Here is a 20,399-nt window from a genome sequence, read left to right as displayed (position 1 = left end):
GTGACTCTCGTGGGCATCCGCCGCGCGCCGGTATTGTTTCGCGAGGGGGCGAAAGCAATGGGATGGTGGCAGGTCAACGCGGACACGCTCGCGGGGAGCCGCTTCGTCGTCTCCCCTCTGGCCGAGGCCACCGCGAGCCTGAAGACGCTGGAGCGGGGAACGGCCGCCTACCCGGCCGAGCGCGCGTGGCTCGACGCCCACCTGCCCGCCTACCGCGACCGGCTGGCGGACGACCCGGTCACCGGGCTGCTGATCAAGGCCGCCTTCGGGTCGAGCTGGAACGCGACCTTCCTCACCCCCACGCCCGCCGGCGATGGCGCCGACGCCTTCGCGGGCGACGGTGGCCGCGCCTTCGCGGGTGAGCTGGCGCGCGTTCGCCGGACGCCGCCCGAGACCGTCCACGCCGATCTGGCCGAGGCGCTCGGTGGCCCGCTGCCCGCCGTGCTCGACCGTCCTGACCTGGCCGAACGCGCCGCCGACCTGCTGGAGTGGGTCTGGACGCGGGCGGTGCTGCCCGACTGGACGCGCCGCCGCGGGGTCATCGAGGCCGACGTCCTCGCCCGCACCGCGCGGCTGGGCCAGGACGGCTGGGCCGCCGCGCTCGACGGCATGCGCCCCGGCATGCGCTGGCTCGGCGGCGGCCGGTTGCAGATCACCGCGCACGACCATCCGCCGCGCGAGCTGTCCGGGGCGCGGCTGCTGTTCGTCCCGGTCACGCCGCGCCAGAGCTGGCTGGCGTGGGACGCGGCGCACCGGAGCGCCGTGGTGTACCCGTGCTCGGGGCCGCTCGCCGAAGCGGGCCGGACGCCCGTCCCCGAGGCGCTGGGCACGCTGCTCGGGCCGGGACGCGCGGCCGTCCTCACACTGCTCGACGCCCCGAAGAGCACCACCCAGCTCGTCGCGCTGACCGGCCAGGGCCTCGGCTCGGTCGGCCGCCACCTCAAGGTCCTGCGCGACGGCAACCTCGTCCAGCGCCGCCGTGCCGGACGCTCCGTCCTCTACTACCGGACCCTCGCGGGCGAGGTCCTGGTCACCGCCCAGCGGCACGGCTGACCGGCGGCCGCGCCTGACCGCCGATCAGGATGAGGGCGAAGGTCACCCCTTCCGGGCGGGGACGGCCGCGCGGACGGCGGGGGCGATCTCCTGGGCCCAGCGCGAGAGCGGGGCGTCGGAGCCGCCCGCGTCGAAGAACACGAAACCGGACGCGCCGTGGTCCAGGACGGCGGAGGCGAGCTCCTCGGCCCACTGCCCGGCCGAGCCGCCGATCCAGCGGCCCGAGCGGTCCCGGGTCGCGGGCAGGGGGCGGGCGGTGATGCGGCCGGGCAGGTTGTAGACGCTGGCGATCTCGGCGGGGTCGCGCCCGGCGGCCGCGGCGGCGTCGTCGACGAGGGCGCGCGACTCGCGGTAGAGCGGGCTGAGCCAGTCGGAGGCCCGGCCGGGGATCCAGCCGTCGGCGAGCCGTCCGGTGACCGCGAGGGACCGCGGGCCGACCGATCCCGTCCAGATCCGCGGGACCGGGACGGGCGAGGGGTCCAGCCCGGTGACCCGGCAGGACTCGCCGTCGAAGGAGACCGGGGCGCCACCGCCGGTCAGCGCCCGGACCAGGGTGATCGCCTCCTCCATCGCGCGGACGGCGGCGCCGGGGGTCAGGCGGGGGACGCCGAGCCGGACGATCTCGTCCCAGAAGCCGCCGGCGCCGATCCCCAGCACCACCCGCCCGTCCGACAGGGCCGACAGGGACGCGAGCGTGCGGGCCAGCATCGGGGCGGGCCGGGCGGGCAGGTTGGTGACGGTGCTGACCGCGGTGATCCGGGTGGTGCGGCCGAGGACGACGCCCATGGTGGCGTAGGCGTCCAGCCGCTCGCCGTAGTAGGGATGGTCGGGGATCGTGAACAGGTCGAGACCGTCGCGGTCGGCCTGGACGGCGTCCCGCAGGACCTGGGGGGCGGCGGTGACGGCGGCGCTCGGGCCGTATCCGAACAGCGGCATGGCGGGGCCTTTCAGGAGTGGGAGGGCTCGGCGGCATCGGCGGTACTGGCGGGCGCGGCGGTACTGGTAGGCGCGGTGGTACCGGCGGGTTCGGGGGAGCCGGTGGTCTCGGCGGCGGGCGGCGGGACGAAGTCGCGGCCCCGGATCAGGATCAGGCTGAGCACGGCGGCGCTGAAGGCGACGCCCGAGCCGATGAGCAGGATCTGGTTGAGGCCGTCGACGAAGCCGTGCTGCGCGGCCCGCTCCACCAGGGCGTTCGCGTGGGCGGGGCCGGACGCCTCCACCCCGGCCGCGATCTCCCGCGCCCGGGACGCCAGCGGCGTGCCGCGCAGGTCGGCGGCGACGGTGTCGCGGAGCGCGGCGGTGAACAGCGAGCCGAGCGCGGCGATCCCGGTCGCGATGCCGATCTGCCGGGCGGTGGCGTTGATCCCCGAGGCCGCGCCCGCCTGGGCCGGGGGCACGACGCCGACGGCGGTGGAGGCGAGCGGCACGGTGACCAGGCCCGCGCCCGTCCCCGCGATGATCATGCCGGGCAGCAGGTGGCCGAAGCCGGAGCCGGCGGTCACCCCGGCCATCAGCGCGATCCCGCCGCCGATCAGTACGAAGCCGCCGCCGATCATCAGCCGGGCCGGGATCACCGAGGTCAGCCGCCCGGCGAGGGTGGAGGCGACGAACATCGCGGCGGTCAGGGACAGGAACCGCAGCCCCGTCTCGGCCGCGGAGTGGCCGAGCTGCTGCTGGAAGTAGAGCACCAGGTAGGCGAACAGCGAGTAGATCGAGGCGTTCAGCCCGAATGCGGCGACGAGCCCGCCGGTGAACGTGGGCTTGCGGAACAGCGTGAGGTCGAGCATCGGGTGCTCCTGCACGATCTCCAGGACGAGGAACGCGACCAGGAAGGCCGCGGCGCCGGCCAGGCTCCAGCGCACGCTCGGCTCCGACCAGCCCTCCGCCGCGGAGATCAGCCCGTAGACCAGCAGCGACAGGGCGGCGCTGAAGGTGACGAAGCCGGCCCAGTCCGGGCGGGCCGCCGCCGGATTGCGCGACTCCCGCAGCCTGGTCAGCGTCACCGCGATGACGGCGATCCCGACCGGGACGTTCACCAGGAAGATCCACCGCCAGTTCAGCCCGCTGGTGAGCAGCCCCCCGAGCAGCGGCCCGACCGCGGCGGCCAGGCCGAGGACGCCGCCGTAGATGCCGAACGCGGTGCCGCGGTCCCGGCCGCGGAACGCGTCGCCGAGCAGGGCGAGCGAGGTGGCCCACACGACCGCGCCGCCGACGCCCTGCCCCGCGCGGGCCAGCGACAGGAACAGCGGCCCGGTCGCCAGCCCGCACAGCAGCGACCCGGCGGTGAAGATCGCCAGGCCCGCCGCGTACAGCCGGCGCCGTCCCCACAGGTCGGCGAGCGAGCCGCCGGTGAGCAGCCCGGCCGCCAGCGCGAGCGCGTAGGCGTCGATGACCCATTGCAGGTCCGACAGGGGCGAGTCGAAGTCCCGCCCGATGTCGGGCAGCGCCACGTTCACGATCGTGATGTCCAGGACCAGCATGAAGACGCCGGTCACGACGGCGATCAGCGTCCACCACTTCGGTGCCATCGGTGTCCCTTCCCAGGTGCGTTCTGACGCGCCGACGGTAACCGTCACTCTCGTTAATCGTCAACTCACCTAAGTATCCTCACGGCTAACCGTCCGCCGGGTTTGCTATCGTCGCGGGGGTGACGGTGACTGACAGCGCGGGCGCGCTGATCGAGCCCAGGCTCGCCGCCCACACCGGCTACCTGGCGCGGCTGGCCTTCCTGCGGCTGAACGAGGCCGACCTGGCCGCGCTGCCCGCCGGGCGCAGCCCGCGCGACCTGGCGATCCTCGGCGTCCTGGCCGACCGCCCGCTGTCCCAGGCGGCGCTCGGGCAGCTGCTCGACGTCAACCGGACGGTGATGATCTCGGTGATCGACGGCCTGGAGGGCGCGGAGCTGGTCCGCAGGGAGCGCGACGCCGCCGACCGCCGCCGCTACGCCCTGGCCGTCACCACCGGGGGCCGCGCGGCGCTGAGCTCCATGCGCGCGTCCGTCGAGGCGGCCGAGACCGCGCTCGCCGCCCCGCTCGGCGCCGGCGGGCGGGACCGGCTGAACGCGCTGCTCGGCCGGATCGTCCCGGACGTCACCGCCGAGCTGCCCGAGGCGTTCGCGGGCTGGACGGGCCATCTCGCCGACCGCGCCGCCCAGCGGCTGCGCGCCCGGCGCGAGGAGTCGCTGCGCGGGCTCGGCCTGGAGCCGCGCTGCGTCCGGATGCTGATGACGCTGGAGTCCGCTCAGCCCTGCACCCAGGAGCGGCTCGCCGCCGGGATGGGCGTCACCGCGCCGACGATCGTCCAGGCGATCGACGACTACCACTCGGCCGGGCTGATCCTGCGCGACCGGAACCCGGCCGACCGCCGCGAGCACGTCCTCCGACTGAGCCCGCGCGGCGACGACTACCTCGCCCAGGCGCTCGCCGCCGAGGACGGCGCCCAGCGCGATCTCGCGGGTGGGCTCGGCCGGGCCGGGACCGCCGAGCTGAACGCCCTGCTGACCGCCCTCATCGGCTGAGCCCCGGCCCCTCGCCGCCCGGGATTCGGACGGCACGAAGAGGGTGAAATGTCCTGATAATTTGTCCGGATGCCTCAGCGATTGATCGGACTCCTCATCGGTGCGAGCTTCGGGATGGCGTTCGTCCTCGCGAACGCGCACGACCCGCTCGCCAAGGCAGTGGGGATCCCGCTCCGGGTGATCGCGGTCGTCGCCTTCGCCGCGGTGCTCATGCTCGGCATGCGCGGGCTCCGGCGCCCCGGCTCCGCCCCCGAGCCGGCGCCGGGGCCCGCCGCCGGCGGCATGTTCGGCGGGAGGTACGGGATCGTGGTGCTGGTGGAGTTCGCGCTGATCGCCCTCGGCATCTTCTCCATCCGGCGGCTGGACGCGCCCGAGGAGGCGATCGTCGCGTGGATCGCCCTGATCGTCGGCGTCCACTTCGTCGTGCTGATGGCCGTCTGGAAGGAGCGCACCATCGCGGTCCCGGGCGCGGTGCTCACGGTGCTCGGTGCTGCGGGCCTCGTCACGGCGGCCACCTCGGCGGTCGAATGGGTCCCGCTCATCAGCGGCGTCCTCTCAGGCGTGGTCCTCCTCGCCGGAAGCCTCTACACCGTGATCCGCGGGAACGACCCCGCGACCGCCTGACGTCCCCCCTCCGTCCCCGGGATAACAATTCATCGGCGATCCGCCGCCGCATTGTCAGTGGCTGATCAAATGCGAGTGCCATTCTGTCTCCGGGTGAGCGGGCCGCCCGGCCTGTGTGGATTTCGTCGCGGAACCTTCTGCTGAATGGTGCGCTGCACGCGGGCTTGGGTTACGTTTAACGGGACGATCAGGCATTCTCGGCGAGAGAAGGGGGACGGCCATGACGGAGACCCGCGCCGGGCGCGCGCACCGTCCCGGCCCAATGCCCCCGCAGGTCATCGCCATTCTGAGCGCCGAATTGCCGTCGCTGGCCGAAGAAGTGATCAGCGAGGTCCGCAGCTGCGTCGCCGAGTACGCCCGCCCGACCCGTCCGCCCGAGGCGGCCAGGTCCGGGCGGCCCCCGATCAGGGTGAGCGTCGAGCAGGCGATGCAGGCGTTCGTCGACCAGGTCGCCGGGTCGCGCGAGACGCACGAGCGGCGCGACGAGCTGTGCCGCGCGCTCGGGCGCAGCGAGGCGTACGAGGGCCGCAGCCTGGACGCGCTCCAGGCCGCGTACCGGATCGGGGTCCAGGTCGCGTGGCGGCGCGTCGCCCAGGTCGGACGGCGCGGGCGGCTGTCGCCCGCGGTGATGACCCAGCTCGCCGACGCGCTGTTCGCCTACATCGACGAGCTGGCGTCGCTGTCGGTGCAGGGATACCTGGAGGCGCGGTCCCGGTCGGCGGACGAGCTGGTCGACCACCAGCGGCGGCTGCTGCGCCTGGTACTGCGGCGTCCGGGCGTGCCGGGCACCGCGCTGGAGGAGCCCGCCGCCGAGGCGGGCTGGACCGTGCCCGGCGAGGTGACGATGGTGGCGCTGCCGGTCGGGGCGCGGTGCGTCCGGGCCGCGCTGGGCGGCGACGTCCTCGCCGACCTCGGCGACACCGAACCGCACCTGCTGCTGCCGGGCCCGTTCGACGCGTCCCGCCGCGAGATGCTCGTCGCCGCGCTGCCGGAGCGGCGGTCGGTCGTGGGGCTGACCGTTCCGCTCGCCGACGCGGCCGACTCGCTGCGCTGGGCCAAGGAGACGCTCGCCCTGGTCGAGGCCGGCGTCGTGGAGGACGGCGGCCCGACGCTGTGCGAGCACCACATGCTGGCGCTGTGGCTGCTGTCGGACGGCGCCCTGCTCGATCAGCTCGCGCGGCGGGAGCTGTCCGCGCTCGCCCGGATGGGCCGGGGACAGCGGTTGCGCATGACCGAAACCCTGGGCGCGTGGCTGGAGGCGCAGGGGAACGCGGTCGAGACGGCGCGCCGGCTGAGGGTGCATCCGCAGACCGTCCGGTACCGGATGCGGCAGATCAGCGAGACGTTCGACGAGCAGCTCGCCGACCCCGACTCGCGGTTCGTGCTCGACGCGGTGCTGCGGGCGCACCGGCTGCGGGAGCGGAGGCCGTCGCTGCGGTGAACGTCCGATTCGCCGGACGGTCCGTGCCCCGCGGGCCACCTATGGTGATTTTAAGTTTTCTTTACCTTGAATCCCTGTTCACTTGATCTACCTTCGGTGTGCTTCACCTCACCTGTACGGGGGCGCACAGGGGTCCCCCGCTCGGTGCGCTCTCGACGCCTTTTGCCGTACGCCGACCGTCCGGGACGCCGGGTGCCCCGCCCGATGACACGCCAGGGCCCGTGACGGCGGTGCTCTCGGAGGTGTCACCGATGACGCAGACGCTCGACCCGGGGGTCCTCGACCGGCGGTCTCCCCGGCTGCCCAGGCGCCTGGCCGTGCTCATGCGGCCGGAGCTGCCCAGCCTCGCGCACGAGATCATCCACGAGGTGCGCCGGACCATCCCCGAGTACGGCCGGCCCATGCAGGGCCCGTACGTGGAGGCGCTGCGGATCGGTGTCGAACGCGCCCTGACCCACTTCGTGGACCAGGTCGCCAACCCGCTGGCCTCCCGCGAGCGGCACGACGAGACCTACCGCAGGCTCGGCCGCTTCGAGGCGCTGGAGGGCCGCACCCTCGACACCCTCCAGGCCGCGTTCCGCGTCGGCGCGCAGGTGGCCTGGCGCCGCATCATGAAGGTCGGCCCGCGGCGGCACCTGTCGTCCACCGTCATGGCCGAGCTCGCCGACGCGCTGTTCGCCTACATCGACGAGCTCGCCGGGCTCGCGCTGGAGGGCTACGTCGACGCGCGCCCGGACGAGGAGACCGAGGGGCACCGGCGGCGGCTGCTGGAGCTGATGCTCCGCCGCCCGCCCGCGTCCAGCCGGGTCCTGGACGAGCTGGCCGGGCGCGCGGGCTGGCCCGTCCCGGACGAGGTGACGCTGATCGCCGTGCCGTCCGGCGCCCCCTGCGTGCGGGCCGCGCTGGACGCCGACGTGCTCGCCGACCTCACCGCCGCCGAACCGCTGCTGCTCGTCCCAGGGGAGCCGACCGCCGAACGGCGCCGGATGCTCGCCCAGGCGATGCCCGAGGGCCAGATCGCCGTCGGGCTGACCGTGCCGGTCGCGCAGGCCGCCGACTCGCTGCGCTGGGCCCGGCAGGCCCTCGGCCTGGTCGAGGCCGGGCTGCTCGGCAACGGCCCGGTGACCTGCTGCGAGGACCACCTGATCACGCTGTGGCTGCTGTCGGACCAGGCGCTGATCGACCAGCTCGCGCGCCGCCACCTCGGCGAGATGGCCGGGCTCGGCGCCCGGCAGCGGGACCGGCTGCTCGACACGCTCCGCACCTGGCTGATGATCCGCGGCACCGCGGCCGGCATCGCCGAGGAGCTGAACATCCACCCGCAGACCGTCCGGTACCGGATGCGGCAGCTCGAGGGCGCCCTCGGCGACCGGCTCACCGAACCGGACGCGCGGTTCGCGATCGAGGTGGTGCTGCGCGCGATGTGGCTGCGGAGGCGGGCGCCCGCCGGTCCGGAGCGCACCGGCGCCGCGGGCTGAGAACGCGCACCGGTTGATAATCGGCAATTGCCGTTCATCGCCTGGATGAGCAATCGGCACCAAGGTTTCCGGCCAGGGTTGATCCGCCCATTCACCGCGTGCTTCCATGCAATTCGATACAGGCGGGGCGAGCGCCGTGACGCGGTGGAGGTGGAGGCAGGGTGGATTCACGATCGGCCGGCGGAAGGATTCTCGCGGGGCTCGGCGTGATGGCGGTCATCGCCGTTTCCTCCGCGCCGCCGGTGATCGCCGATACCACGCCCACGACCGAAAGTCCGACGGCCGATCCGCCGACGACCGATCCGCCCACGGACCCGCCGACGACCGACCCCCCGACCGATCCGCCCACGACGGACCCGCCGACCGATCCGCCGACGACCGATCCGCCCACGGACCCGCCGACGACCGACCCCCCGACCGACCCGCCGACGACGGACCCGCCGACGGACCCGCCGACGACCGATCCGCCGACCGATCCGCCCACGACCCATCCGCCGGGCGACGGCGGGAAGAACCCGTCGCTGGACCTTGGGCTCTCGGTGTCGGCGGCCACGATGCGGCCGGGCGGCTCGATCACCGCGACCGTGCGGGCCTCGTCCGCCCGCGCGACGGCCCACAACGCCGTCCTGCGGATGTCGGCGTCCGGCGGCGCCTCGGTCAGCCCCGGCAGCCAGGGCCTCGGCAGCGTCGGCGGCGGTGGCGCGTCCGCGCTGGTGACGGTGCGCGCCGCGGCGGCGGCGAAACCCGGCACGATCACGCTGACCGCGCGGCTGTCGGCCAGCAAGGCCGCCACCCGCACCCGGTCCTACAAGCTCGTGATCACCGACGCCTCCGGGGCGCTGCCGCCCGGCACCGACCTGCCCTCCGGCGTCCCGCCGCTGACCGGGTCCGGCGGCACCCCGTTCAGCAGCGCGCTGCCCGGCGTGACCGCCCCCCAGGTGGCGCTGCCGCCGGTCACCTCGCCGCAGATCGCGCCGAGCGCCATGCCGATGGTGCCGGTCGCCGGCCTGCGTCCCGAGGCCGGCGACGACCTCAGCGTCGAGGACCTGATGTCGATCCAGGCGGGCTTCCTGGCCGCGATGACCGCGTCGGTGACGCTGCTGCTGCTCCGGCTCCAGCTCTCCCGCCGCGCGGGCGCCCCGCTGCGCCGCTCCGGCCGGCTCCACCTCCAGCTCGCCGGCAAGCGCATCACGGAGGCGAGGCTGCGGACCCTGCCCTCCCAGCCCGCGCCCGTCCGCTCCCTGCGGATCGCCTGGCCGCCGCTCAAGCCGACCCGCGCCGTCCGCCTCTGAAGGCGGGCGCGGGCCGGGTCAGCCCGCCAGCCGGATCAGGATGCGGCACACCTCGTCGATGATCTCGCTCGCCTCGGTCTCGTCTTCGGCGGTGGCGATCTCGCGGCCCGCCTCGCCGATCACGGTGGTCAGGACCAGGCTCAGCACCTGCTCGCCGCGTCCCTCCGCCGGGACGGGCGGTGCGGCGCCGCCGCGCAGGAGCTTGGTGTTCTGGCCGATCCACTTCTGGGCGCGGCTGCGCCGCATCAGCGAGAACCCCGACGGGCCCTCGCCGCCGTGGAACAGCCGCGCGGCCTCCCGGTGCTCCCAGCAGACCCGCAGGTAGGCGCGGGCCCCGGCGGTGAACAGCGCGATCGGGTCGGTCTCGCCGTCCCCGCGCGCGGCCGAGACGGTCTGCGTCGCGCTCGCCTCCTGCTCGGCGGTCAGCTCCTCCCACAGCGCCAGGTACAGCCCGGACTTGCCGCCGTAGTGGTGGTAGAGGCTGCCCACACTGATGCCGGACCGCTCGACGATCTCGGCGATGCCCGCGTCGCCGTACCCGCGGTCGGCGAAGACCCGCTGCGCAGCCGCCAGCAGCGCCTGACGCGTCGCGTCGGCCCGTGCCCACTGCCGTCCGGTGCCCGAACCCGCGGCACCGCCTGCGCCGCCGCTCGGGCCTTCTGCGCCGCCTGGACCGCGTCCGGCCGGGCTCTCGCCCCCACCGCCCTCGCCGCCGCCGCCCGGGTCGCCGCCGTCACCGCCCGCGCCGCTCAGCTCACCGGAGCCGTTCGACTGCCGCGCTCTGCTCGTCCGCATCCCCACATGGTGCCTCCGCGGGGGCCGCGGCACCAAGCGCCCACCTCGACGGGTCAGTACCAGTTGTGGGCCTGCCACCAGGCCCAGGCGCCGCAGGGGTCCTTGTAGCGGGCCTTGATGTAGCCGAGTCCCCACGCGATCTGGGTGGGGGAGCTGGTGCGCCAGTCCGAGCCCGAGCTCGCGAGCTTGGACCCCGGCAGCGCCTGCGGGATGCCGTACGCGCCGCTGCCCGGGTTGACCGCGCGCTCGTTCCAGCCGCTCTCGTGCATCCAGAGCGTCTCGAGCGAGGACCAGCAGCGGCCCCAGCCCTTGAGCGCGCTCATCTTCTTGCCGTACTGCTTGTTCTGCCCGGCGCTCGGGTTGGACTTGGCCAGGCGCTCGCGCTCCTTCTCGGCCTTGAGCTTCGCGCGGGCCTTGGCGTCGCGCTTGGCCTTCTTCTTGAGCTCCTCGAGCTCCTTCACGTGCTTCTCGTAGGCCCGCTTCTTGGCCACCGCGACCGTGTCGGCCGCGATCGGGTCCATGTCGGACGTGGTCAGCATCGCGAGCATGTCGTTGGCCGACTGACCCCGCCCCGCGGCCTTCGGCGGCGGGTTGCCCCCGGCCAGGCCGCCGAGGTCGACGAACGCGACGGTCGCGACGAGGGCGCAGATCGCCGCCACCGTGATGGTGACGTTGTGCGTGAGCGCCCGCCAGAGTCTTCGCCCGGCGGACGGGCGCGGAGGGTGGCCGGGCGCCTGGAACCCCTGGGTGCCGTGAAGGTCGCCGTACGGGTCGTAGGGGTCGTCCGGGCCGTGGCCCGCCAGCGCGTCGTACGGCTCGTCGCGGGCCTCGTCGCGGGCCTCGTCCCGGGCGTCGTCGCGGGGCTCGATCGGGGCCGGTGCGTGCCGTGACCCCCGGCCCCGTTCGCCCCTCCGCCGCTGCTCAGCGGGCTTGCGGGGGGCGGGGACGGAGGTACGCCTGCGCGTGCCGTGACTCTGTGGCATAGGAGTAGATTGCCTTATCGCCCGTGAGAAGTGGTCCTCGATGACCAGGTACGCAGGCAGTGTCACACACGGTTCGCGGGCTCCACGTCGCCCCCCGCGAGCCGGGCGGGTTGCAGCGCTTCGAACAGGTCGCGGTGCATCCCCTCGAACGGGGCGAACGCCCCGTCCGGCGACTCCAGCGCCGCGTTGACCTCGCCCGCCCGCGCCCGTCCCGCCGCGGTGATCTCCACCAGCGTGGCCCGGCGGTCGCTCGGGTGCGGCGACCGGGTGACCAGCCCGTCGGCCTCGAGCTGGTCCACGATCAGCTTCACCGACGTCGGATGCATCATCAGGATCCGCCCGAGCGAGCTCAGCCGCGACCTGCCGTTGCTGGTCAGCGCGAGCGTGGTGAGCAGGAAGTAGCCGGTGCGGGTCAGGTCCAGCCGTTTCAGCTCCACGTCCAGTGCCTTCTTGAGCATCTGGTGGAGCCTGCCGATCGAGACGATCGCCATGAACGGCCAGGGCCCGCCGGCCATCTCCTGACCTTCCCAGCGGTCGTGGATGCCGGTGACCAGTGGGTCTACGCCTCGTTGCGCCTCAGTTCGCACCGCTCGATCGTATCTTCGGACAAAACCACATGTAAGTACTCGCTTCTTAGACTTTCCTCCCTATAGAGTGCTCCAGATCACAAGCAGAGGCCGATGTGTTGTGTGACGCTGTTGGCCCCGCCTGTGGTCCCGGTCTCGGTTGAGATCACAGGGGCGCGACCCGAAAGGCCGCGCCGCCTGTGGGCGACCGCGGCCGGAGTATCGGATGAGCGCCGACGTCCGAGAACGAAGGAGGCTGGAATGACCCTTCACCCCACCCCCGAGGGGGAGGTCTCCGGCTGATGGCCCTGAGCCTGACCAGGGCGCCGGGCCTCGCCCGGCGCCGCGCCGAGCGAGCGCTCGACGAGACCGGCCTGCTCTGCGTGACCCTCCTGGAGGGACTGCGCCGCACCTGGGACGTGCGTCAGTGGTGGGGCGAGTTCATCGAGCAGTGCTGGTTCCTGGCCCGTGTGACGAGCGTCCCGGTGATGCTCATCGCGGTCCCGCTCGGCGCCACCATCTCCCTCCAGGTCGGCGACATCGCCCGGCAGCTCGGCGCGCAGTCGGGCACCGGCGCGCTGCTGGTCGCCGCGATGATCCAGCAGGTCGCCCCGCTCGCCGGTGCGCTGCTGGTCTCCGGCGTCGGCGGCTCGGCCATCACCTCCGACATGGGGGCGCGCAACATCCGCGACGAACTCGCGGCGATGGAGGTCATGGGGATCAACCCGATCCACCGCCTGGTCACCCCCAGGCTGTGGGCGGCGAGCATCGTCTCGGTCCTGCTCTGCTCGGTGGTGATCCTCGCGGGCGTGCTCGGCGGCTACTACTTCAACGTCATCCAGCAGGGCGTCAGCCCCGGCGCGTTCTTCGACGGCGCCACCACCCTGTTGCAGTTCTCGGATCTGCTGATCACGCTGTTCAAGGCGTGGATCTTCGGCTTCATCGCCGCCGCGGTGGCCTGCTACATGGGCATGAACTGCGACTACGGACCGGTGGGCGTGGGCCGTGCGGTCAACCGGGCGGTGGTGGTCACCTCGATCGTGGTGTTCGCCACCAACTACGTGCTCACCATGATCTACCAGGTCCTCTTCCCCCCGAGGTTTTGATGGTCGCCATATCCCCCGTACGCAAGATCGGCCGGGCGGTCTCGGACCGGACGGCGGGGCTCGCCGCCTCGGCCAACCTGCCGATCTTCCTCGGCCGGGTGCTCTACCACCTGTTCTTCGACATCATCCTGCGGCGCAAGTACGGCAAGACGCTCGCCAAGCAGGTCAGCGACATCAGCGTCGGGGTCGGCGCGCTGGTGATCGGCGGCGGCATGATCTTCGTGATCGCCACCATGTCGCTGGCCACCGGCGCGATGGTCGGCCTCCAGGGCTACCCCGGCCTGGAGCGGATCGGCGCCGAGGCGTTCACCGGCCTGGTCGCCAGCTACTCCAACGTCCGCGAGGTCACCCCGATCATTGCGGGGGTCGCGCTGGTCGCGCAGGTCGGTACCGGCTTCACCGCCGAGATCGGCGCGATGCGGATCTCCGAGGAGATCGACGCGCTGGAGGTCATGGGGATCAACTCCCTGGCCTACCTGGTCTGCACCCGGGTCGCGGCGGGTGTGATCGCGCTGGTGCCGCTCTACCTGGTGTCGCTGTTCATGGCCTTCTTCGCCACCCGCTACATCTCCACCCAGTACTTCGGGCTCTCGCCCGGCATCTACGACTACTACTTCCACCTCTACCTGCCGCCGATCGACGTGTTCTACAGCGTCATCAAGGTCGCGGTGTTCGCCTTCATCATCATGTTCATCCACTGCTACCGCGGCTACTACGCGGCCGGCGGCCCGGTCGGCGTCGGCGTCGCGGCCGGCCGCGCGATCCGGGAGTCCACCATCCTGATGATCCTGATGAACCTGGTCCTGTCGTACATCTTCTGGGGCCACGGCAGCACGGTGAGGTTGACCGGATGAGTGAAGAGAGCCTGTCCTCCCGCTCCCGCACCGTCTTCGGGCTCGTCGGCGCCGGGGTGATCGCGGCCAGCGCGGTCTTCGTGGCGATCGGCTCGACGCCCTCGCACGCGGGATCCACCTACATCGACGCCTCGTTCGGCCGGGCCGGGCAGGGCCTGGACCCCGGCAAGTCGGACGTGAAGATCCGCGGCATCACGGTCGGCGCCGTCGACACCGTCCGGCTCGGCCGGGACGGCCGGGTCACGGTTCGGATGCGGCTCGACAAGGGGGTGCGGATCCCCGACACGACCACCGCCGCGGTCGAGCCGGTGTCGGTGTTCGGTCCCAAGGACCTCGCGCTGGACCTCGGCGCGAACGAGCTGAACGGCCCGTTCCTGCGCGACGGCGCGAAGGTCGCCAAGACCAGGGACCCCGCGGAGCTGTCCGACACCGCCTGGCTCACCTACCGGCTGACCAAGGCGATCAACCCGGACGAGCTGACCACCCTCCTGCACACGTTCTCCGCCGGGCTGTCGGGGCGGGGCCCGGCGCTGCGCCGGACGATCGACAACGGCACCAAGGTCATCGACGCGACGCACCGCGACCGGCAGGTGATCCAGACGCTGCTGAACGACGTCACCGGCCTGTCCGGGACGTTCGCGAGCCGCGGTGACACCGCGGTCGGCCTCGCCCGCGACCTCAACCGGCTCGGCCCGGTGATCAGCGACCGGCCGGACAAGGTCTCCCAGCTCCTGGACCGGTCGGCCGAGCTTGCCGACCGGGTCGGCGGGACGCTGCAACGGCAGGGCGGCAACATCGGCGAGATCGTCGACAGTGCCGGCCGGATCACCTCCGTGGTGGCCGGCCAGCGCCGCAACGTGCCCGTCATGCTCGACAGCCTGAACGGGTTCTTCTCCCTGCTCGCCCAGATCATCCGGATCCCCGGCCCGGAGGGCACGGTGATCGCGCAGGCGCGCGAGGCGCTGCCGCTGGACCTGTGCCAGATCTTCATCGACGCCTGCTCCCCGGCGCCGAAGAAGACGGCCTTCGACCTGAAGTTCGATCCCGACCAGCCCACCCCGGCGAGGCGGCCATGAGCGGGATGCGGCGCCGCAAATCGGCGCGCGGGCCCCAGTACAGCGTGACGGCGAAGTTCCTGGTGTTCGTGGTGGTGACGGGCCTGCTGACGTTCTTCATCGGCCAGCAGATCCTCGGCACGAGCTTCAGGTCGCGCTACCCGCTGACGGCGACGTTCGACGACGTGACGGGCCTGCTGGAGGGCGACGTCGTCAAGATCGCCGGTACCCCGGTGGGCCAGGTCAAGGGCATCGAGGTCAAGCAGGGCAAGGCCGTGGTCGACATGGCCGTCGACCGGGAGGTCAGGATCCCGGACGACTCGACCGCCTCGATCCGCTGGCGGAACGTGATGGGCCAGCGGGTGGTGTACCTGGAGCCGGGCCAGAGCACCAGGAAGATGAGCGCCGGGGCCCGGGTGCCGCACACCCGGTCGGTGGTCGATCTCGGCGCCGTGGTCGACAGCCTGGGGCCGCTGACGCAGAACCTGGACCCGAACCAGCTCAACAAGATCCTCTTCTCGTTCGCGCAGGCGCTCGACGGGAACGAGCAGGGCATCGGGGTGATGATCCAGAACTTCGACGGGCTGCTCCAGACCTTCGCGGCCCGCAAGCAGACCATCCAGGGGATGATCAAGAACTACGAGACGGTGGCGGGGGCGGTGGCCAAGCGGGACGGCCAGATCGCGGCCAGCGTCGACAACCTGGAGTCGCTGACGAAGGTGTTCGCGAGCAACCGCACGTTGCTGGAGAACGCGGTGGTCGAGATCTCGGGCGTGACGACCAACCTGAACCAGGTGCTGGGCGGCAACGACGCCCAGCTCGCCCGGATCGTGGGCAACCTCGGCCGGTTCGCCGAGACGTTCCGGCTGAACGTCGACCAGCTCGAGAAGATGGTGCAGCAGCTCCCGCTCACCCTGCGGCAGCTCTTCGCCTCCGCCAACGGCGGGCACTTCCTGCGCACCAACGCGCTGTGCCTCAACCTCGTTCAGGGACCGTGCCCGTTCCCGATGCAGCTCCCGCGGGCGCCCGGCACCAAGAACCCGTCCCAGGCCGACCTCACCAAGCTGAAGTCGATGTTGCAGGGAGGGAACTGAGAGATGGCGCTCAAGTCCCTGCGCGACGTCAACCACAAGATCGTCGCGATCGTCTCGCTCGGCGCGCTCGGCGCCGCCTGCGCCTTCGCGTTCGCGATCGGGCAGCTCCACCTGTTCGACAGCGGCTACACGATGAGTGGCGAGTTCGCCGACACCGCCGGACTGAAGAAGGGCCAGGACGTCCGGGTCGCCGGGGTCAAGGCCGGCCGGATCACCGGGGTTGAGCCCGACTTCGGGCACGGCCGGATCCTGGTCACCTGGCACGTCAACGCCGGCATCGACCTCGGCCGCGACACCCGCGCCGAGATCCAGACCACCACCCTGCTGGGCGGCCGGTACCTGCGGCTGACCGGCCCGGTCAGCCGCCCCTACGTGTCGACCCTGCCCGAGGGCCGGCGGCGGATCCCGCTCCAGCGCACCAGCGTCCCCTTCACCGTCCCCGAGGCGCTGGAGGGCGCGCAGAACATCGTCGGCAAGCTCGACCAGAAGAGCGTCGACAAGCTGCTCACCGAGGTCACCCGGATCAAGTCGCCGAGCGCCGAGCAGCTCAAGCGGATCCTGGTCAACGTCCAGTCGCTGTCGCGGACGCTGAACGACTCCACCCCCGAGATCGAGAAGCTGATCGCCAGCAGCAAGAGCATCACCGGCACGCTGGCCGCCAAGGACGACAAGCTCAAGCAGATCATCACCTCCAGCCAGGTGTTGCTCCAGGCACTGGTGGAGCGGCGCAACGAGCTGGCCGCCACGATCGGCCAGGGCAGCCGCACGGTCCGCACGCTGTCGAACGTGATCGCGCACAACCAGAAGCAGCTCGACTCGCTCCTGGACAACCTGCACCTGCTCACCACCCGGATGGCGCCCAACATGGACGCCCTCAACACCGACTTCTCGTTGCTCGGCCCGACGTTCACCCAGGTGGCCAACCTCAAGGGCAACGGCCCCTGGATCGAGGGGCTGCTCACCGGGCTCGGGCCGCTCCAGCCGCCCGGACCGATCTCCACCCGCCGTCCCGCGGCGCAGGGAGGGGGGAACTGATGAAGCCCACCGGAGGCAGGGCCCGCCCGCGGCCGGCCGCGGGCGTCTGCGCGGTGCTGTGCCTCGCGCTGGCCGCGGCGCTCGGCGGCTGCTCGCTGGCGTCCGCGGGCGGCGAGCGCACCATGGTCGTCTACATGCCCAAGGCCCGCTCCTTCTACAAGGAGTCCAAGGTCAAGGTGATGGGCGCCGACGTCGGCCTGGTCGACAAGGTGCAGAAGTGCACGCCCGAGCTGTGCGCCGGCAGGACCGACCAGATCAAGGTGACCTTCCACCTGAAGCGCGAGGTCCCGCTGCCGCGCGGCGTCCAGGCCTCGATCGTCCCGCTCAACCTGGTCGGCGAGCGCAACCTGGTGCTGCACCCGGCGTGGCGGCCGGGCGAGCCGAAGGAGACCACCGACAGCATCCCGATCGAGCGCACCCACGTGCCGGTCGAGGTCGACGACGCGCTCAGCTCGTTCACCAACCTCGCCAACGCGCTCGACCCGACCAAGATGCAGAGCGCGCTCGGGACGGCCGCCGGCACCGTCAAGGGCAACGGCAAGGAGTTCAACGCGACGCTGGAGCAGAGCGCCCGCCTGGTCGAGAACGTCGCCGGGCAGGACAAGGAGCTCGTCCAGGTCGCGCGGAACCTCAACCGGCTGGCCGGGGTGGTGCGCGGGCGCGAGGAGGTCCTCGGCTCGATGATCCGCGACTTCAGCGAGGCCACCCGGGTGCTCAGCTCCGAGCGCGGCCAGCTCCAGGACCTGGTGAGCGGGATCCTGGAACTGTCCAAGAACGGCGACAAGCTGCTCCAGAAGTACAAGGGGCGGCTCCCGTACGACCTGGCGGTCCTCACCCGCGTGTCGCTGGTGCTGAAGGGCAACGCCCAGTCGCTCGCGGGGCTGCTGAAGGCGCTGCCGGGCATCGGCGACGCCCTCATCGGCGGCTACAACCCCGAGAACAAGTCCCTTCAGATCCGCTTCGCCACCGACGCCTTCCTGCGGACCTGGCTCAAGGGCCTGATGGACACCGACGAGACGGGCTGCCCGCTGCCCAAGCCGAACTCCAACTGCCCGTGGCAGCAGAACGGAGGCAACTGATGGGCCGCAAGGCGTTGCTGCTCGTGGCCGTGCTGGTCCTGACGGTCTCCGGTTGCTCGTACAAGACGATGGGCGCGCCGCGCGACGGCCTCACCCTCACCGCGACGTTCGACGACGCGCAGGGCCTGGTCGCCGGGCACAGCGTGAAGATGTCCGACCTGACCATCGGCAGCGTCACGAAGGTGGAGCTGGCCGGCTACCGGTCCAGGGCCACCCTGGCGATCAAGAAGGAGTACCGGATCCCGCGGGGCTCCCGGGCCGAGATCAAGGTGACCTCGCTGCTCGGCGAGAACTACGTCGACCTCCAGATGCCGCCCGGCGGGAGCATGGACCGCGGCCCGTTCCTGGCGGACCGGGCCGCGATCGCCGACACCTCGGTGCAGCCGGCGTTCGAGCAGGTGATCGGGCAGACCGGCCCGCTGCTCAAGGCCCTGGCCGGCGACGACGTGGCCACCGTGGTCAACGCCGGGGCGACCGCCCTCGACGGGAACGGGAAGAAGCTCAACGCCACCATCGCCAAGACCGGCGACCTGCTGAAGATCTTCGCCGACCAGCGCGCCGAGCTCGGCCTCGCGGTCGACAACTTCGCCAAGCTCGGCCGGTCGCTGGCCAAGGGCACCGACGAGCTGGACCAGGCCCCGGTGCAGCTGGAGCGCATGACCAAGGTGCTCGACGACAACAAGGGCAAGATCCTCAAGACGGTCGACCGGCTCACCCGGATGGCCCGCCAGCTCAACGACAAGGTGCTGGAGGGCCGGGTCACCCGGTTCCGGAACCTGCTGCGCGACCTCGACCCGGTGCTCCAGCAGCTCGGCGACAACCGGACGCGGCTCACCAGCCTGGTGGACGGGCTGGTGCAGTTCTCCGACAAGCTCCCCAAGGCCACCTATGACGGTCAGCTCCTGCTCTACCCGATCCTGAAGATCGTGTGGCCGGACGGCACGCCGGTGCTCCCCGCCCAGGGCGGGTCGCCCGCCGCCGCCAAGGGCAAGGGCAAGGGGAAGTCCAAGGCCGGGACCGGCGCGCGGCCGGGTGCCAAGCCGGGCTTCCAGCTCCCCGAGCAGCTGCGCGGCGCCCTGCCGGGCCTCGACAAGATCCTGGAGCCGCCGCGATGACCAGGCGCCTGACGATCAACCTGACGGTGTTCGCCGCCCTCGCCGTGCTCATGGTGGTCTGGGCGTTCAACAACGTGGTGCGCTTCGACTTCATCGACCGGCCGTACCACATCACCGTCGAGTTCGAGTCCTCGCCGGGCCTGCACCCGGGCTTCGAGGTCGACTACCTCGGGCTGCGCGTCGGCAAGATCGACTCGGTCTGGCTGGACAAGGACAAGGTCAAGGTCAAGCTCGACATGGAGCGCGGGGTCAAGGTCCCGCAGGGCGTCACCGCCGCCGCCGCGCGCAAGTCAGCGGTCGGCGAGCCCGTCGTCGAGCTGACCCCGGGCCCGGGCGGGACCGGCGCGACGCCGCTGGCCGCGAACGCGGTGATCCCGGTCGCGCAGACCAAGGTGCCGCCCAAGTACGGCGACCTGTTCGGCGCGGTCATCCAGACCCTCAAGGCCATCAGGCCCGAGGACGCGCAGGTGCTCACGCACGAGCTGGCCGAGGGCTGGGCCGGCCGCGAGGGCTCGCTCCGGCAGGTCATCGACGGCGGCGACCAGCTCACCACCACCTTCGCCGAGAACACCGAGCTGCTCGACGGGCTGACCAAGGACCTCGGCAAGATCACCGGGGTGCTCAACCGGAACCGCGGCGACCTCGGCGCCGGGATCGACAACCTGGCCGCGCTGACCGGCGCCCTCAGTCAGGTGCGCGGCGACCTCACCGAGCTCCGCGACAAGGGGCCGGACCTGCTCGGCACCGTCAACAGGCTGCTCGACCAGACCGGCCCCGACTTCGAGTGCACCGTCGACTCGATCGGCAGCCTCGGCCTCAGCCGGTACAACCCGGGCTACCTGACCGACCTGCGTGACACCCTCGCCCAGGCGCCGAGGCTGAAGGTCGTGCTCGACAACGTGATCGGGCGCGACCAGGGCAAGCCGGTGCTGAACGTGGTCTTCCTGATGACCGTCAAGAAGCTGGCCACGCTGGAGTACAAGTACCCGCTGGCGCAGCCCACCGCGCCCAAGCCGCCGACCTGCGCGGGCGGCCGGACGCCGGCGCTGGTCAAGCAGAAGCCCTACCAGGCCAAGAACCCCGGGGGGACGATCCCGACCCACGACCCGTCGCTCGACCGGCAGAAGCTGAACGCCAAGAACGCGGCCAACCGCAGCGCCGAAGAACCTTCAGGGGGACCGCCGGTTTGGCTAGTCTACGTTCCTCCGGTCCTGGCCCTGCTGGTATTGATCAAGGTCATGATGGGCTCGGTGCCTGTGATGTCCCGCATCTCCCGCCTGCGTCGTAAGGACTGACCTCAACCCCAGGAGTT

19 protein-coding genes are annotated in these 20,399 nt (G+C 72.2%); 14 read left to right on the top strand and 5 right to left on the bottom strand.

The annotated features are described in order from the left end of the window. The first annotated feature begins 57 nt into the window (after positions 1–57). Entirely contained in the window at positions 58–1,053 is a 996-nt protein-coding gene (locus tag QP090_RS25675) for an ArsR/SmtB family transcription factor (RefSeq protein WP_285941963.1), read from the top strand. A gap of 42 nt (positions 1,054–1,095) precedes the next feature. Here the strand turns inward: QP090_RS25675 and QP090_RS25670 are convergent, their stop codons facing one another. Both QP090_RS25670 and QP090_RS25665 read right to left on the bottom strand, forming a co-directional pair. Then, positions 1,096–1,989 (bottom strand): LLM class flavin-dependent oxidoreductase, encoded by an 894-nt coding sequence (locus QP090_RS25670; RefSeq protein WP_285941962.1) that lies wholly within the window; start codon positions 1,987–1,989, stop codon positions 1,096–1,098. An 11-nt stretch (positions 1,990–2,000) separates the two neighbouring features. Further along, positions 2,001–3,581, bottom strand: a complete 1,581-nt coding sequence (locus QP090_RS25665) for an MFS transporter (RefSeq protein WP_285941961.1) — start codon at positions 3,579–3,581, stop codon at positions 2,001–2,003. A gap of 119 nt (positions 3,582–3,700) precedes the next feature. On the opposite strand from QP090_RS25665, the gene QP090_RS25660 reads away from it, so the two are divergent. The 5 genes from QP090_RS25660 to QP090_RS25640 all read left to right on the top strand — a co-directional run bounded on the left by QP090_RS25660 (position 3,701) and on the right by QP090_RS25640 (position 9,405). After that, complete coding sequence (locus tag QP090_RS25660) at positions 3,701–4,570, top strand: MarR family winged helix-turn-helix transcriptional regulator (protein ID WP_285941960.1); 870 nt, start codon at positions 3,701–3,703, stop codon at positions 4,568–4,570. Positions 4,571–4,639: 69 nt separating this feature from the next. Next, on the top strand, positions 4,640–5,194 hold the full coding sequence (locus tag QP090_RS25655) for a hypothetical protein (protein ID WP_285941959.1): 555 nt from the start codon (positions 4,640–4,642) through the stop codon (positions 5,192–5,194). A 220-nt stretch (positions 5,195–5,414) separates the two neighbouring features. Next, positions 5,415–6,635, top strand: a complete 1,221-nt coding sequence (locus QP090_RS25650; protein ID WP_285941958.1) for a PucR-like N-terminal domain-containing protein — start codon at positions 5,415–5,417, stop codon at positions 6,633–6,635. Between the two features lie 251 nt (positions 6,636–6,886). Next, positions 6,887–8,113, top strand: a complete 1,227-nt coding sequence (locus QP090_RS25645) for a PucR-like N-terminal domain-containing protein (protein WP_285941957.1) — start codon at positions 6,887–6,889, stop codon at positions 8,111–8,113. Positions 8,114–8,274: 161 nt separating this feature from the next. After that, positions 8,275–9,405, top strand: coding sequence for a hypothetical protein (locus QP090_RS25640; protein WP_285941956.1), 1,131 nt, complete (start codon positions 8,275–8,277; stop codon positions 9,403–9,405). 18 nt (positions 9,406–9,423) lie between these two features. Here QP090_RS25640 and QP090_RS25635 read toward each other — a convergent pair whose 3' ends face one another. From QP090_RS25635 to QP090_RS25625, 3 genes are all read right to left on the bottom strand, one after another. Beyond that, positions 9,424–10,200, bottom strand: a complete 777-nt coding sequence (locus QP090_RS25635) for a TetR/AcrR family transcriptional regulator (protein WP_285941955.1) — start codon at positions 10,198–10,200, stop codon at positions 9,424–9,426. 53 nt (positions 10,201–10,253) lie between these two features. Then, the gene (locus tag QP090_RS37555; RefSeq protein WP_349666508.1) at positions 10,254–11,183 is read right to left on the bottom strand and encodes an aggregation-promoting factor C-terminal-like domain-containing protein; all 930 of its coding nucleotides are present in this window, start codon (positions 11,181–11,183) and stop codon (positions 10,254–10,256) included. Between the two features lie 62 nt (positions 11,184–11,245). After that, positions 11,246–11,770, bottom strand: a complete 525-nt coding sequence (locus tag QP090_RS25625; protein WP_285941954.1) for a MarR family winged helix-turn-helix transcriptional regulator — start codon at positions 11,768–11,770, stop codon at positions 11,246–11,248. A 281-nt stretch (positions 11,771–12,051) separates the two neighbouring features. Here QP090_RS25625 and QP090_RS25620 point away from each other — a divergent pair, with 281 nt between their 5' ends. Genes QP090_RS25620 through QP090_RS25585 form a run of 8 tightly spaced genes read left to right on the top strand, consistent with a single transcriptional unit; the run spans position 12,052 to position 20,382 of the window. Beyond that, positions 12,052–12,855, top strand: a complete 804-nt coding sequence (locus QP090_RS25620; RefSeq protein ID WP_285941953.1) for an MlaE family ABC transporter permease — start codon at positions 12,052–12,054, stop codon at positions 12,853–12,855. Beyond that, on the top strand, positions 12,855–13,709 hold the full coding sequence (locus QP090_RS25615; RefSeq protein WP_285941952.1) for an MlaE family ABC transporter permease: 855 nt from the start codon (positions 12,855–12,857) through the stop codon (positions 13,707–13,709). The genes QP090_RS25620 and QP090_RS25615 overlap by 1 nt, the downstream gene beginning before the upstream one ends. After that, entirely contained in the window at positions 13,706–14,785 is a 1,080-nt protein-coding gene (locus tag QP090_RS25610; protein WP_285941951.1) for an MlaD family protein, read from the top strand. The genes QP090_RS25615 and QP090_RS25610 overlap by 4 nt, the downstream gene beginning before the upstream one ends. Continuing rightward, entirely contained in the window at positions 14,782–15,858 is a 1,077-nt protein-coding gene (locus QP090_RS25605) for an MCE family protein (RefSeq protein WP_285941950.1), read from the top strand. Before QP090_RS25610 ends, QP090_RS25605 begins: the two co-directional genes overlap by 4 nt. A gap of 3 nt (positions 15,859–15,861) precedes the next feature. Beyond that, positions 15,862–16,893: an MCE family protein gene (locus QP090_RS25600; protein WP_285941949.1), complete on the top strand. Its 1,032-nt coding sequence runs from the start codon at positions 15,862–15,864 to the stop codon at positions 16,891–16,893. Then, positions 16,893–17,972, top strand: coding sequence for an MCE family protein (locus tag QP090_RS25595; RefSeq protein WP_285941948.1), 1,080 nt, complete (start codon positions 16,893–16,895; stop codon positions 17,970–17,972). Before QP090_RS25600 ends, QP090_RS25595 begins: the two co-directional genes overlap by 1 nt. Then, complete coding sequence (locus QP090_RS25590) at positions 17,972–19,087, top strand: MCE family protein (protein WP_285941947.1); 1,116 nt, start codon at positions 17,972–17,974, stop codon at positions 19,085–19,087. The genes QP090_RS25595 and QP090_RS25590 overlap by 1 nt, the downstream gene beginning before the upstream one ends. Next, positions 19,084–20,382 (top strand): MCE family protein, encoded by a 1,299-nt coding sequence (locus QP090_RS25585; RefSeq protein WP_285941946.1) that lies wholly within the window; start codon positions 19,084–19,086, stop codon positions 20,380–20,382. Before QP090_RS25590 ends, QP090_RS25585 begins: the two co-directional genes overlap by 4 nt. Positions 20,383–20,399: the final 17 nt, after the last annotated feature.

The organism is Actinomadura xylanilytica (assembly GCF_030283145.1).
Classification (GTDB): Bacteria; Actinomycetota; Actinomycetes; order Streptosporangiales; family Streptosporangiaceae; genus Spirillospora; species Spirillospora xylanilytica.
Note: the sequence above shows the minus strand (reverse complement) of the source record. Positions and strands in the feature narration are given on the sequence as shown.